This is a genomic window from Streptomyces sp. NPDC026206 (assembly GCF_040638465.1).
Classification (GTDB): Bacteria; Actinomycetota; Actinomycetes; order Streptomycetales; family Streptomycetaceae; genus Streptomyces.
Map to the genome: position 1 here is coordinate 298819 of NZ_JBEZYL010000003.1, position 14773 is coordinate 313591.

Genomic DNA, 14773 nt, shown 5'->3' on the forward strand with positions numbered 1-14773 from the left:
CTTTTGCAATCGCGGGAGCTCGGAGCACCGGGCTGAGAGGGCGCTGACCTCCGTACGGAAGCACGTACGGACGCCGCTGCGTCGACCGCCGAACCTGTTACCGGGTAATGCCGGCGTAGGGAGACTGGTCTCATGACCTCGCAGGATGCACGCACGTCCGAAACCGGCCGGGACATCGGCTGGCACAAGGACTACGTGACCGGCTCGCGGCCGGACCTCAGGGTTCCGGTGCGGCGAGTACACCTCACCAACGGGCAGGACGTACAGCTGTACGACACCTCCGGCCCGTACACCGACCCGGCCGTCGAGACGGACGTCCGGCGCGGCCTCCTCCCGCTCCGGGAGAACTGGATCATCGGCCGGGGCGACACCGAGGAGTACGCCGGGCGGCCCATGCGCCCGGAGGACGACGGCATCAAGCACACGTCGCCGCGCGGTGGCCTGAAGAACCTCGACGCCGTCTTCCCCGGCCGCCCGCGCCAGCCCCGCCGGGGCCGCGGCGGCGCCGCGGTGACCCAGCTCGCGTACGCGCGCCGTGGCGAGATCACCGAGGAGATGGAGTACGTGGCCCTCCGGGAGAACGTTTCTCCCGAGACCGTCCGCGAGGAGATCGCGGCCGGGCGCGCGGTGCTTCCGGCGAACGTGAACCACCCGGAGATCGAGCCGATGATCATCGGCAAGAAGTTCCTGGTGAAGGTCAACGCCAACATCGGCAACTCCGCCGTGACCTCCTCCATCGAGGAGGAGGTGGAGAAGATGACCTGGGCGACCCGCTGGGGCGCCGACACGGTCATGGACCTCTCCACCGGCCGCAACATCCACACCACCCGCGAGTGGGTGCTGCGCAACTCCCCCGTGCCCATCGGCACCGTCCCGCTCTACCAGGCGCTGGAGAAGGTCGACGGCAAGGCCGAGGAACTGTCCTGGGAGATCTACAAGGACACGGTCATCGAGCAGGCCGAGCAGGGCGTCGACTACATGACCGTCCACGCGGGCGTGCTGCTGCGCTACGTGCCGCTGACCGCGCGCCGCAAGACGGGCATCGTCTCGCGCGGCGGCTCGATCATGGCGGCGTGGTGCCTGGCGCACCACAAGGAGTCGTTCCTCTACGAGAACTTCGAGGAGCTCTGCGAGATCCTCGCCGCGTACGACGTCACGTACTCCCTCGGCGACGGGCTGCGCCCCGGTTCGATCGCGGACGCCAACGACGAGGCCCAGTTCGCCGAGCTGAAGACGCTCGGCGAACTCAACACGATCGCCAAGCGGCACAACGTGCAGACGATGATCGAGGGCCCGGGCCACGTCCCGATGCACAAGATCAAGGAGAACATCGACCTCCAGCAGGAGATCTGCGAGGAGGCGCCGTTCTACACGCTCGGCCCCCTGACGACGGACGTCGCACCGGCGTACGACCACATCACCTCGGGGATCGGCGCGGCGATGATCGCCTGGTGGGGCACCGCGATGCTCTGCTACGTCACGCCGAAGGAGCACCTGGGCCTGCCGGACCGCGACGACGTGAAGACCGGCGTCATCACCTACAAGATCGCCGCGCATGCGGCGGATCTGGCCAAGGGGCACCCGGGCGCGCAGGAGTGGGACGACGCCCTCTCCGACGCGCGTTTCGAATTCCGCTGGGAGGACCAGTTCAATCTGGCTCTCGACCCGGACACGGCCCGTGCCTTCCACGACGAGACGCTGCCGGCCGAGCCGGCGAAGACGGCGCACTTCTGCTCGATGTGCGGTCCGAAGTTCTGTTCGATGAAAATCAGCAGAAGCATCACAGAGCAGTTCGCCCCCGACCTGGCGGGTCCGGCCAGTGACGCAGAGATCGAAGCGGGGATGCTGGAGAAGTCCAAGGAGTTCGCTGAGGCGGGCAACCGTGTCTACCTGCCCCTGGCTGATTGACCTGCCAGGGTCCCATCCCCGCGCTGAGGCCCTGGTCGTGCTCGGCGGCCAGGGCTCCGCGTTCCTGTCAGGGGCAGTATCCGCGCAGCTCATTCGCGGCTTGAGACCGGTAGGTCACGCCTGCTGACAGAGATCTTCGAAATTGGCTCTGCCCGCGGTTCCGTGAATGAGCCGGTTGCGGAACGGCGGCAGTTGGGACGCTCGATCCCAACGTGACAGGTTCACCCGGTGACCGCCACGAAATCGCGGTCAGAGTCACATCAGGGATTCCCAACACTGCGGATCTCGATCGTCTTCAGTTGTGCTGGTGACGCAGTGCAGCAGCACGGTGATCAGCTAGTCGTGATCACATCCAGATGGGCACGCGCCGATCGGGAGTTGGACCGATCCGCGATCCGGCCGGTTGGTCCACGGCCGTCGTCGTCGCCCTTCGCCTTCGCCGTCGACTCAGCTGAAGTCGAGGCCAGCTGTGCGGGTGCGCTTGAGCTCGAAGAACTTCGGGTAGCCGGCCAGCAGCCGTGCACCGTCGAAGAGTCGGGCGGCTTCCTCTCCACGAGGGATCGCGGTCAGGACGGGGCCGAAGAACGCGACACCGTCGATGTGCAGGGTAGGGGTGCCGACCTCTTCGCCGACCGGGTCCATGCCCTCGTGGTGGCTCTTGCGCAGGTCCTCGTCGTACTCCGCAGTGTGTGCCGCGTCAGCCAGTGCCTCCGGAAGGCCGGCCTCGGCCAGTGCTTCCCGGATAACGGCGTCGGATGCTTCGCGGTCGGCGACGTGGATGCGTGTGCCGAGGGCGGTGTACAACTCACGCAGCACGTGCTCACCGTGCTCCCGCGCCGCAGCCACGCACACCCGCACCGGTCCCCAGCCCACGTCGAGCAACCGCCGGTACCGCTCGGGCAGATCGGCCCGGCCCTCGTTGAGTACGGACAGGCTCATGACCCGGAAGCGCAGATCGAGGTCACGGTGGCGCTCCACCTCAAGGATCCAGCGCGAGGTGATCCAAGCGAACGGACAAATGGGATCGAAGTAGAAGTCGACTCTATGTGTCATGCCCCTGAGGCTATGGAGCAAGGTGCTCCAGCAGGCAGGTCCATTTCCCCGTGAAGATCACGGGCCAATTGAGCGGGCAGCACTCCGACGCCTGCTCACGGTTGACGGCGCCCACCTCGAACGCCACTGCATCACCAGGGCATGTCCTGTAGGCACGAACGGGACGACCCATCGGACACACCTCAGCCCTGGGCGGCGCCTCGGTGTATCTGCCGATCGCGGACTGAACCCCGCCTGCAGGTCGTGAAGTGAACGGCCCGGAGCGCCCGCCCTATTCGGGCCGGCGCTCCGGGCCGCCGAAGTCGGGGCCGGTGAAATCGGGGCTCGTGAAGCCCGTCCGGGTGGGTGAGGACGGATCGCTGTCGGGGCTGGAGAAACCGGGCCGGGAGTAGCCGAGGTGCGGGGTGCGGCTGGGACCGGAGGGTTGCCTGCGAACGTATGAGGAGCGTGGTGCTCCCGGCCCATTGGCCAGTGCCTCCCGGAGGAAGGGCAGGATGCCGCGGTCCAGCAGCGCCTGCCGCCACGCCTCCCGGGCGCGGTCGGTCTCCTCGGTGAGACGGTCGGCCCCCGGGGCGTCCTCCTCCGGCTGCCGGCCGTTGCGCAGGGCGGTGCGCAGCATGCCGGACATGGCGACCAGCACCCCGGCGGCGGTGAAGGCGCCGAACCACCAGCCGACGTTGATCATCTGACTCGCGACGGAGTCGCCCGACCCGACCGTCCGCATGACGTAGCCGATGAGCAGGAAGAGGAGCGCGGCGATCCCCGCCAGGGCCGGGGCCAGCACGGCGAGGACCGCGCCGGCGCCCGCTCCCTCGTCGCCGGGCACATCGGCGGATGCCTGGGAGGGCGAGGGCGCCGCGCCGGAGCCGGAGCCGGCGCCGTGGGCGAGGGCGCGGGCGACCGGCTGGGGCCGGGCGGCGGCCGACCGGGCGCGCAGTTCCTCGCGGGCGCTGACGAAGTTCTGGTATTCCGCCGTCGCGCAGGCCGCGATGGCGGTCATGGCGCTGAGCGCCATGGTGCGCAGTTGTTCGGTATTGAGCCGCTGTCCTATCGCGGCGGCGAGTGCGCTGATCTCCTGGTCCTGGTCCGCTGAACGCAACGCCTGGTCGAGAACCCGCTCGAATTCCGGGCGGTCCTCGGCCAGCAGGTGCGGAGCGCTGTTCATGTGCATCCCCCGATGCTCCGTAGGGCCTTGATGCCGGCTGGTACCACCGGGCAGTGGGCGGAAACGGAGGAGAGCCTGCTACGGATAAGCCGATGGTAGAGCCGCACCGGCGCGAGGTGACAGTGTGTTTGCCGAATTACCCCGCGGTGGTGGAACTCCTCACCTGCCCGTGGACCGCCCGGCTGAACCCTCAGCCGGCCAGCGGAAGTTGCACGACCAGCAGTTTTCCGGCCATGGTGACCCCGCCGTCCATGGCGAGCGCCAGCCCGTCGGCGTAAAGATGCGGACCGTCCACCATCGGCGTGCCGTCGTCGCCGTCCGCGTCCTCGGTGCCGACCTCGCCCAGGAGGTAGGGGATGGGGCTGTGCCCGTGGACGATTCGGCTGCCGCCGTAGGTGCCCAGCAGCTCCCGTACGGCCAAGGGGCCCGCGTCCTCGTCGCGGAAGGCGAACCGCTTGGTGAATTTGCGGAACAGGTCCCAGCACTCGTCGGGGTCGTTGCGCTGCAGCGCCTCGGTGATCGAGTCGTTGACGGCCTCGATGGAGTCGCCGAACTCCAGGTAGGCGGTGGTGTCGGAGTGCACGAGCAGGTGTCCGTCCTCGCGCGCCATCGCGTCGAGGCGCGACATCCACTGCAGGTGGTGGTCCTCCAGGCGCTCCATGTCGGTGCGCTGGCCGCCGTTGAGGAGCCAGGCGGCCTGGAAGGAGGCGGTCCCGGCGCCGGAGTTGACCGGCGTGTCGGCGAAGCGCTTGGCGCCGATCAGCAGCAGCTCGTGGTTGCCCATGAGCGCCTTGCAGTAGCCGCCGGCGGCCGCGGCCTCGGCCGACAGCCGCATGACCAGGTCGATCACGCCGACGCCGTCCGGGCCGCGGTCGGTGAAGTCGCCGAGGAACCACAGACGGGCGTTGCCCGCGGCCCAGTGGCCCTGGGCGTCGATGAGCCCCTGGGCGGCGAGCGCCTCGTGCAGCTCGTCCAGATAGCCGTGGACGTCGCCGACGACGTACAGCGGACCGGGGCCGGTGAGCATGGGCTCGTGCTGTGGAGCGGGCAGCGGGGTCAGCTCGACGGTGGGCACGTCCTGAGGGGTGCTCCGGCCGATGACCGGCAGATCACGCGCGGTGGGCGTGTACCCCTCCGGGTACTCCGGGTACTCGGGGGCCGCCTGCGGGGGCGGGACGGCCCGGTCGTAGCCGGGCAGCGGAGGAGGAGCGGCGTACCCGGGGAAGGGCGGCATCGCCGCCGCGGTCCGTGCCGCAGGTCCCTGACCGGCCCCCTGAGTCATCGACCCCTCCACCATCGCGCCGCCGTGCACCTTGTGGACCTGGCCTGGTCGACGGCGGTCCGTGGTGTCGTGCGCCCATCATAGGAATGACCGTCGCGGGTTGTGACGCACCAGGGGCTGTGAATCGGGGCGGGAGACCGGGATCGCCGGTCATTTCTCCCCAAATGATCCGTTAGATGAGCCGTTCGCGCCGGTCAGGCGGGCTCCGGGCGGCTCCTGTGAGCGGTGACGCGCCTCCTCGTGCGCCGGACACCGGGTCCACTCCGGGTTGACGCGGGTCGCCCCGCGCCGCCCCGGTCAGCTCGCGGCGGGTCCGCGCGGCGGGCTGACGGTGGTGCGTGGAGGGCGTCGTTCGGAGGAGGTCCGCACGATCAGTTCGGTGGGTATGACCTGCTCCACCGGGCGACCGGTGTCCAGTCCCTCGATCGCGTCGATGAGCAGTTGTACGACCGCGGTGCCGATGCGGCGCGGCTTGAGCGACAGCGTGGTGATGGGCGGCTCGGTGGTGGCGTAGACGGTGGACTCGCTGCAGCAGACGAGCAGCAGGTCGTCCGGTACGCGCAGGCCGTAGCGGCGGGCCGCTGCGAGCAGGTCGGTGCCGTTGGGGTCGAACAGCCCGTACACCGCGTCGGGCCGGTCCGGGCGGGCGAGCAGCCGGTCGGCGGCCACGGCGCCCGCGCACGGGTCGTGGGCGGGGTACTCCTCGTAGACCGGGTCCTGGCCCACGCGCTCGCACCACTGCAGATAGGCGGTGGTGGACAGACGGGTGTACGTGTCCGTGGTCGTGCCGGTGAGCAGGCCGATCCGGCGCGCGCCCGCGGCGGCGAGGTGGTCGAGGATGCCCAGCACCGCGGCCTCGTGGTCGTTGTCGACCCAGGCCGTCACGGGCAGGGAGCCCGCGGGGCGGCCGTCGGAGACCACGGGGATGCCCTGGCGCACCAGATCGGAGACGACGGGGTCGTGGTCGGAGGGGTCCACGACGACGGTGCCGTCGAGGGCGACGTTGGACCACACGTCGTGCCGGGAGGTGGCGGGGAGGATGACGAGGGCGTAGCCGCGCGCCAGGGCGGCGGAGGTGGCCGCTCTGGCCATCTCGGCGAAGTAGGCGAACTCGGTGAAGGTGAAAGGTTCATCCCCGTAGGTGGTCACGGTCAGGCCGATGAGGCCCGACTTTCCCGTACGGAGGGTGCGGGCCGCGGCGGACGGGCGGTAGCCCAGCCGGTCGGCGACCTCGCGGACATGGCGTCGGGTCGCGTCCGGGAGCCGGCCCTTGCCGTTGAGCGCGTCGGAGACGGTCGTGATCGAAACCCCGGCGGCGGCGGCCACGTCCCGGATACCCGCCCGGCCCTGCCGGCTGCCCCTGCGGGATGGTTCCGCCCGGCTCACCTGATGCTTCCCTGCTGCTGTCATGGCAGGCCGATAGTAGGGCTCGGGTGGTCCTTTGGCAGGGCGCCTCATTTGACTGTTGACAGGCACGTTTCTGCTCTGGCGATTCCCGTCAATGACCATGGAAGTGCAGGTGGTTGAGGCGTTACGCCCCTGACCATCGGGACTTGGCATATCCACCCCTGGTGAATGGTTCAGGTCTCGAAGAGGTCTCAACTCACCTTCACGAGGGATGCGCGCCACGGCGCCCGCCACGGCGTGCAACCGCAGGGGGAGCGCTCCTGAAGCCCTGGACGCCGCCCGGGGCAATCCTCATAAGGTGTGCGGTATTCATGTCGGTGGTGGTGGAGGAGGACCTGCGGTGGACGAGAAGACCCCCAAGCTGCGCGCGGCGCTGGACGCTGTGCCGACGTACAAGCCGGGCAGGCCGGCGGCGCCCGGTGGCCCGGTCGCGTACAAGCTGTCCTCCAACGAGAACCCCTATCCGCCGCTGCCCGGAGTGCTGGAGAGCGCCCTCACCGCCGCCGCCTCCCTCAACCGCTACCCCGACATGGCCTGTGCCGGCCTGATGGCCGAGCTGGCGGAGCGCTTCGACGTGCCGCTCTCGCACCTGGCCACCGGCACCGGCTCGGTCGGCGTGGCGCAGCAGCTGGTCCAGGCGACGGCGGGCCCCGGCGATGAGGTGATCTACGCCTGGCGCTCCTTCGAGGCGTACCCGATCATCACCCAGGTCTCGGGGGCCACCCCGGTGCCGGTGCCGCTGGCCGAGGGCGACGTGCACGACCTGGACGCCATGCTCGCCGCGATCACCGACCGGACCCGGCTGATCTTCGTCTGCAACCCCAACAACCCCACGGGCACGGTCGTGCGCCGGGCCGAGCTGGAGTCCTTCCTGGACCGGGTGCCCTCCGACGTGCTGGTCGTCCTTGACGAGGCGTACCTGGAGTTCATCCGCGACGAGACCGTCCCCGACGGCATCGACCTCTACCGCGACCGGCCGAACGTCTGTGTGCTGCGCACCTTCTCCAAGGCGTACGGGCTCGCCGGGCTCCGCATCGGCTTCGCCGTCGCGCATGAGCCGGTCGCGGCGGCGCTGCGCAAGACGGCTGTCCCCTTCGGGGTGAGCCAGGTGGCCCAGGACGCGGCGGTGGCGTCGCTGCGCAGCGAGGCGGCGCTGCGGGAGCGCGTGGACGCGCTGGTGGCGGAGCGCACCCGGGTGAGCGAGGCCCTGGCCGGCCAGGGCTGGACGCTGCCCGAGTCGCAGGCCAACTTCGTCTGGCTGCCGGTGGGGGAGCGCTCCGGAGAGTTCGCGGCCCTGTGCGAGCAGGCGGGTGTGGTCGTACGGCCCTTCCCCGAGGGCGTGCGGGTGACGATCGGTGAGACCGAGGCGAACGACATCTTCCTGCGGGCGGCGGAGGAGTTCCGCAAGAAGATGTGATGGCGGGCGGCGCAGCCGCCCACCCGCGCAACCGGACAGAACGCCGTGCGCCCCCACGAGGGGGCGCACGGCGTTCGGCGTCCGTAGCGCAAGAGCCGAAGGGGGTACCCCGCGTGGTTGTCCGAAAAAGGGGTGCGCCATAATGCTTGTGAATGTGAACGCGTTCACAAGCGCATCCTTTATGGCCCTCTTTATCTGGGTCATACGAGGGCAAAAACACTGGCGGCGGGTGTCGCCGGTGATGCACGAGGCAAGGAGAGACCCCGGTGAATCTGGCCCTGGCTCCCGAGACACTCGCCCGCTGGCAATTCGGCATCACGACCGTCTACCACTTCCTCTTCGTACCGCTCACGATCAGCCTCGCCGCGGTCACGGCCGGTTTCCAGACGGCCTGGGTCCGTACGGGCAAGGAGAAGTACTTCCACGCGACGAAGTTCTGGGGAAAGCTCTTCCTCATCAACATCGCGATGGGTGTGGTCACCGGCATTGTGCAGGAGTTCCAGTTCGGCATGAACTGGTCGGACTACTCGCGCTTCGTTGGTGACGTCTTCGGGGCGCCGCTCGCGATGGAGGCGCTGCTGGCCTTCTTCTTCGAGTCCACCTTCATCGGGCTGTGGATCTTCGGCTGGGACAAGCTGCCCAAGAAGATCCACTGCGCGTGCATCTGGATCGTGGCCGTCGGCACGGTCCTCTCCTCGTACTTCATCCTGGCCGCGAACTCCTGGATGCAGCACCCGGTCGGCTACACCGTCGACAAGGCGACCGGCAAGGCGCAGCTCACCGACATCTGGGCCGTACTGACGCAGAACACGACGCTGGTCGTCGTCTTCCACACACTCACCGCCGCCTTCCTCACCGGCGGCGCCTTCATCGTCGGCATCGCCTCCTTCCACCTGTGGCGCGCCAAGCGCAAGCAGATCCGGGGCGAGGAGCCGGCCGAGAAGCAGCGCAAGCAGATCCCGGCGATGCTGGCCTCGCTGCGGGTGGGCCTGGTCGTCGCGGTGATCGCCGGTCTCGGTACGGCCGTCAGCGGCGACCAGCTCGGCAAGGTGATGTTCGAGCAGCAGCCGATGAAGATGGCCGCCGCCGAGGCGCTGTGGGAGACCCAGTCGCCGGCGCCGTTCTCGCTCTTCGCGGTCGGCGACGTCGGCAAGGGCCACAACAGCGTCGAGATAGAGGTCCCCGGGCTGCTCTCCTTCCTGGCACACAACAACTTCTCCGACGCCGTCCCCGGCATCAAGGACACCGCCGCCCGGGAGGCGGCGGCCTACGGCGGCAAGCCGGAGGACTACATCCCCAGCATCTTCATGACCTTCTGGGGCTTCCGCCTCATGATCGGTTTTGGGATGACCTCCTTCGTCGCCGGGCTCATCGGGCTGTGGACCACGCGCAGGAAGCTCTGGCTGGCCCCGGAGCACCGCACCGCCGAGGGCGGCATCCCGCGCCTGATGCTGACCAGGACGCGTGAGATGAACCCGTTCCTGACCAAGTGGTCCTGGCGCATCGGCATCCTCACCATGGGTTTCCCGCTGATCGCCAACTCCTTCGGCTGGATCTTCACCGAGATGGGCCGTCAGCCCTGGGCCGTCTACGGGCTGATGAAGACCGGCGACGCGGTCTCCCCGGGGGTGAGCCGGGGCGAGGTCATCACGTCCATGACCGTCTTCACCCTGCTGTACGCGGTGCTCGCCGTGGTCGAGGTCAAGCTGCTGGTGAAGTACGCCAAGGCCGGGCCGGACACCGACGAGAAGCCGCCGGCGAAGGACCCCCGGCTGCGGATGCCGTCCGGCGGGACCCCGGGCGCCGGAGCGCCCGAGGACGCCGACAAGCCGATGACCTTCGCGTACTGACCCGGCGCGGAACGGAGAACCGACCATGCACCTCCACGACTTGTGGTTCCTGCTGATAGCCGTCCTGTGGACCGGCTACTTCTTCCTCGAAGGGTTCGACTTCGGCATCGGGGTCCTGACCAAGGCCCTCGCCAGGGACCGCGCCGAACGCCGGGTGTTGATCAACACGATCGGACCGGTCTGGGACGGCAACGAGGTCTGGCTGATCACCGCCGCGGGGGCCACCTTCGCCGCCTTCCCCGACTGGTACGCCACCCTCTTCAGCGCCTTCTACCTGCCGCTGCTGACCGTTCTCGGGTGCCTCATCGTGCGCGGCGTCGCCTTCGAGTACCGGCACAAGCGCACCGGGGAGCGCTGGCAGCGCAACTGGGAACACGCGATCTTCTGGTGCTCGATGCTGCCCGCCTTCCTGTGGGGCGCGGTCTTCGCCGACATCGTGCGCGGCGTGCCGATCGGGCGGGACAAGAACTTCGCCGGGAACGTGCTCGACCTGCTGACCCCGTACGCCCTGCTGGGCGGCGCCTTCACGCTCGTGCTCTTCACCTTCCACGGCGCGGTCTTCGCGACGCTCAAGACGGTCGGCGACATCCGGTACCGGGCACGGTCGTACGCGACCGTCCTCGGCATGACCTCGGCCGTCCTCGCCGTGACCTTCCTCGGCTGGACGCAGATCGAATCCGGCAACGGGCGCAGTCTCGTGGCGCTGATCACCGCCGGGGCCGCCCTGATCGCGGCGCTGGCCGTGAACCACTACCGGCGCGAGGGCTGGACCTTCGTCTTCTCCGGGGTGACGGTCGCGGCCGCCTTCGCGATGATCTTCCTCGCGCTGTTCCCGGACGTCATGCCCTCCTCCCTCGACCCGGCATGGAGCCTCACCGCGGCCAACGCGGCCTCCAGCCCGTACACGTTGAAGATCATCACGTGGGTCGCGGTCCCCATGACGCCCGTGATCATCGGCTACCAGGCCTGGACCTACTGGGTGTTCCGCAAGCGGATCGGCACCCAGCACATCCCGGCAGCGCACTGAGGCGCCGCCGTCATGAAGCCCGTCGACCCCCGCCTGCTGAGGTACGCCTCCGCGACCCGCCTCTTCCTCATGGCCTCCGTCGCCCTCGGACTGGCCGGGGCCGGCCTGGTCATCGCCCAGGCGATGCTGATCGCCGAGGTCGTCACCGGCGCCTTCCAGCACGGGCGTACGGCCGGTGACCTGACCGTCCCACTGGTGCTGCTGGCCGCCGTCGCCCTGGGCCGGGCAGCGGTGTCCTGGCTCACCGAGCTGGCTGCCCACCGCGCGAGCGCGGCGGTCAAGTCCCAGCTGCGGACGCGACTGCTGGAGCGCGCCGCGCGGCTCGGGCCGGCCGGCCGGAACACCGGCGAGCTGACCAACCTCGCCACCCGGGGAATCGACGCGCTGGACGACTACTTCGCCCGCTACCTGCCCCAGCTGGGTCTCGCGGCCGTGGTGCCCGTGGCCGTCCTCGCCCGTATCGTCACCGCCGACTGGCTCTCGGCGCTCGTCATCGTCCTCACGCTGCCCCTCATCCCCCTCTTCATGGCCCTCATCGGCTGGGCCACCCAGTCCCGGATGGACCGCCAGTGGCGGCTGCTGTCCCGGCTGTCCGGGCACTTCCTCGACGTCGTCGCGGGGCTGCCGACACTGAAGGTCTTCGGCCGCGCCAAGGCACAGGCCGAGTCGATCCGCGCCATCACCGACGACTACCGGCGTGCGACTCTGCGGACGCTGCGCCTGGCCTTCCTGTCCTCCTTCGCGCTGGAACTGCTGTCCACGCTGTCCGTGGCCCTGGTCGCCGTCGGCATCGGCATGCGGCTGGTGCACGGCGAACTCGACCTCCGCACCGGCCTGATGGTGCTCGTCCTGGCACCCGAGGCCTACCTGCCCCTGCGCCAGGTGGGGGCGCAGTACCACGCCGCGGCGGAGGGCCTGGCGGCCGCGGACGAGGTCTTCGCGGTGCTGGAGAGCGAGCCCGCCCCGGCCGGCACCCTCCCCGCCCCGGACGCCGGGACGGCCACGCTGACCGTGGACCGGCTCGTGGTGCGGCACGCGGGTCGCACCGAACCCTCGCTGGCCGAGGTCTCGTTCGAGGTGCGGCCCGGGGAGACGGTCGCGGTGACCGGCCCCAGCGGAATCGGCAAGTCGACGCTGCTGAACGCCCTGCTGGGCCTGGAACGGCCCACGAGCGGGCGCGTACTCCTGGGCGGTACGGACCTGGCATCGCTCTCCCCCGAAAGCTGGCGGAACCAGGTGGCCTGGGTTCCGCAACGACCTCACCTCTTCGCCGGGACAGTCGCCGAGAACGTACGACTGGCACGGCCCGATGCCACGGACACGCAGCTGCGGGACGCACTGCGCGCGGCCGGGGCGCTCGAGTTCGTCTCCATGCTGCCGCAGGGCACTGACACTCGCCTCGGCGAGGACGGCGGCGGGCTCTCGGCCGGGCAGCGGCAACGCCTCGCGCTGGCCCGGGCCTTCCTCGCCGACCGGCCGGTGCTGCTGCTCGACGAGCCGACCGCTGCGCTCGACGGCGAGACCGAGGCCGCCGTGGTGGCGGCCGTACGGCGGCTGGCCGAGGGCCGGACCGTGGTGCTGGTCGTGCACCGTCCCGCGTTGCTCGCCGTCGCCGACCGGACGGTCCGCCTCGTGGCCCGGCCCGCGCGGCCGGGGACCGCGGACGGCCCGTCCGTTCACCCGTCCGTTCACCCGGCAACGGACACGGCGCCGAAGGGGGCCGAGGCCCGGCGCGGTGAGGAGCCGGCGGAGAAGCGGCGCGGTGAGGAGCCGGCGGACGAGCGGGCCCTCGCGGGGGCCGCGTCGGCGGGGGCTCACCCCGCTCCCGGCGACGGGCAGGCGGGTGGGAGCAGTGCCGTGCGTGGAGCGGGGGCGCTTGCCCGGGTGCGGGCCGCCGGGCGGCCGTGGACGGGCCGGTTCGCCCTCGCCCTGCTGCTGGCCACCCTGGCGCTCGGCAGTGCCGTCGGCCTCATGGGCGTCTCCGGCCGGCTGATCTCGCGCGCCTCGCAGCAGCCCCCCGTGCTCTACCTGATGGTCGCCGTCACCGCCACGCGCGCCTTCGGCATCGGCCGTTCCGTCTTCCGCTACGCCGAACGCCTCGTCTCGCACGACGCCGTCCTGCGCGTCCTGGCCGGGCTGCGCGTCTCGGTCTACCGGCGCCTGGAGCGGCTTGCTCCGGCCGGGCTGCGCGAGACCCGCCGCGGTGACCTGCTCAGCCGCCTGGTCGCGGACGTCGACGCGCTGCAGGACTACTTCCTGCGCTGGCTGCTGCCCGTCGGCTCCGCAGTGGTCGTCGGTGCGGGCTCCATCGCCTTCACCACGTGGCTGCTGCCGGAAGCGGGCGCGGTGCTCGCCGCCGGGCTGCTGGCCGCCGGGCTGGCCGTACCCGCCCTGTCGGCGGCTGTCGCCCGGCGTGCGGAGCGGCAGTTGGCACCCGCGCGCGGCGAGCTGTCCACCCATGTGGTCGAGCTGCTGACGGGAACGGCCGAGCTGACGGTCGCGGGCGCCCTGCCGGACCGGTTCGAGCGGCTGCGCCGCGCCGACGGCACGCTGACCCGCATCGCACGCCGTGCCTCCGCCGCGGGTGCGCTGGGTGCCGGCCTCTCGGCCCTGGCCTGCGGTCTGACGGTGACGGGCACCGCCTGGGCGGGCGTGCGTGCCGTGCACGACGGCCGCCTGGGCGGAGTGTGGCTGGCGGTGGTCGTGCTGATCCCGCTGGCCGCGTTCGAGGCGGTCACGGCACTGCCGCTCGCCGTGCGCTACCGCCGGCGCGTCCAGCGCTCCGCGGAGCGCGTGTACGAGGTGCTGGACGCGCCTGAACCCGTACGGGACGGCTCGGAGCCGGCCCCCGCGTCGCCGTTCCCCCTGCGGATGGCCGGGCTGACGGCGCGGCATGCGGGGCAGGACGGGCCGGCGCTGGGCGGGTTCGGCCTGGAGCTGACGGCGGGCCGGAGGGTCGCCGTGGTGGGACCTTCGGGGTCAGGCAAGACCACGCTGGCCCAGGTGCTGCTGCGCTTCCTGGACGCGGAGGCGGGCTCGTACACCCTGGGCGGCCGGGACGCGGCCGGGATGGACGGCGACGCGCTGCGGCGGCTGGTGGGGCTGTGCGCGCAGGACGCCCACATCTTCGACAGCTCGGTGCGCGAGAACCTGCTGCTCGCCCGCAAGGACGCGAGTGACGCCGAGCTGTGCGAGGCGCTGCGGTCGGCGCGGCTCCTGGAGTGGGTGGAGGGCCTGCCGCAGGGCCTGGACACGCTGGCCGGCGAGCACGGGGCGCGGCTGTCCGGCGGCCAGCGGCAGCGGCTGGCGCTGGCCCGTGCGCTGCTCGCGGACTTCCCCGTCCTCGTACTGGACGAGCCCGCCGAGCATCTGGACCTGGCGACCGCCGACGCTCTGACGGCGGACCTGCTGACGGCGACGGAGGGCCGCGCGACCGTCCTGATCACGCACCGGCTGGCCGGGCTGGAGGCGGTCGACGAGGTGATCGTGCTGGAGCGGGGGCGCGTGGCGCAGCGGGGGGCGTACGAAGCGCTGGCGGTAGCACCGGGGCCGTTCCGGCGGATGCTGGAGCGGGAGGCACGGGAAGACGCACATGTTCCGCAAGACGCCACGGACACCAGCATCAAGGCGCTTTCCCTGGCAAATGGCACTTATTAGGCTCGGT

General features: G+C 70.7%; 9 protein-coding genes and 1 riboswitch. Of the genes, 5 read left to right on the forward strand and 4 right to left on the reverse strand.

The window, feature by feature from the left end; all coding sequences use genetic code 11:
- Nucleotide 1: 1 nt before the first annotated feature.
- A riboswitch (TPP riboswitch) is annotated at nucleotides 2-139 on the forward strand.
- A complete protein-coding gene (thiC, locus tag AB0F13_RS07745; protein ID WP_362076804.1) occupies nucleotides 133-1908 on the forward strand; it encodes a phosphomethylpyrimidine synthase ThiC in 1776 nt (591 codons plus the stop codon). It overlaps the preceding riboswitch by 7 nt.
- Before the next feature lie 447 nt (nucleotides 1909-2355).
- Here the strand turns inward: thiC and AB0F13_RS07750 are convergent, their stop codons facing one another.
- From AB0F13_RS07750 to AB0F13_RS07765, 4 genes are all read right to left on the reverse strand, one after another.
- Nucleotides 2356-2961: a disulfide bond formation protein DsbA gene (locus tag AB0F13_RS07750; protein ID WP_362076807.1), complete on the reverse strand. Its 606-nt coding sequence runs from the start codon at nucleotides 2959-2961 to the stop codon at nucleotides 2356-2358.
- Between the two features lie 271 nt (nucleotides 2962-3232).
- Nucleotides 3233-4126 (reverse strand): hypothetical protein, encoded by an 894-nt coding sequence (locus tag AB0F13_RS07755; protein WP_362076810.1) that lies wholly within the window; start codon nucleotides 4124-4126, stop codon nucleotides 3233-3235.
- 190 nt (nucleotides 4127-4316) lie between these two features.
- Nucleotides 4317-5408 carry a metallophosphoesterase gene (locus AB0F13_RS07760; protein ID WP_362076813.1) on the reverse strand — a complete coding sequence of 364 codons (1092 nt, stop codon included), beginning with the start codon at nucleotides 5406-5408 and terminating at the stop codon, nucleotides 4317-4319.
- Nucleotides 5409-5705: 297 nt separating this feature from the next.
- Nucleotides 5706-6818 carry a LacI family DNA-binding transcriptional regulator gene (locus tag AB0F13_RS07765; RefSeq protein ID WP_362076816.1) on the reverse strand — a complete coding sequence of 371 codons (1113 nt, stop codon included), beginning with the start codon at nucleotides 6816-6818 and terminating at the stop codon, nucleotides 5706-5708.
- Between the two features lie 337 nt (nucleotides 6819-7155).
- Here AB0F13_RS07765 and hisC point away from each other — a divergent pair, with 337 nt between their 5' ends.
- The 4 genes from hisC (at nucleotide 7156) to cydD (ending at nucleotide 14766) form a co-directional block, all read left to right on the forward strand.
- The gene (gene hisC, locus AB0F13_RS07770) at nucleotides 7156-8232 is read left to right on the forward strand and encodes a histidinol-phosphate transaminase (RefSeq protein ID WP_362076819.1); all 1077 of its coding nucleotides are present in this window, start codon (nucleotides 7156-7158) and stop codon (nucleotides 8230-8232) included.
- Between the two features lie 266 nt (nucleotides 8233-8498).
- Complete coding sequence (locus AB0F13_RS07775) at nucleotides 8499-10082, forward strand: cytochrome ubiquinol oxidase subunit I (RefSeq protein WP_362076822.1); 1584 nt, start codon at nucleotides 8499-8501, stop codon at nucleotides 10080-10082.
- A gap of 25 nt (nucleotides 10083-10107) precedes the next feature.
- Complete coding sequence (cydB, locus tag AB0F13_RS07780; RefSeq protein WP_362076825.1) at nucleotides 10108-11109, forward strand: cytochrome d ubiquinol oxidase subunit II; 1002 nt, start codon at nucleotides 10108-10110, stop codon at nucleotides 11107-11109.
- Between the two features lie 12 nt (nucleotides 11110-11121).
- Nucleotides 11122-14766 carry a thiol reductant ABC exporter subunit CydD gene (gene cydD, locus AB0F13_RS07785; RefSeq protein ID WP_362076828.1) on the forward strand — a complete coding sequence of 1215 codons (3645 nt, stop codon included), beginning with the start codon at nucleotides 11122-11124 and terminating at the stop codon, nucleotides 14764-14766.
- Nucleotides 14767-14773 lie beyond the last annotated feature (7 nt).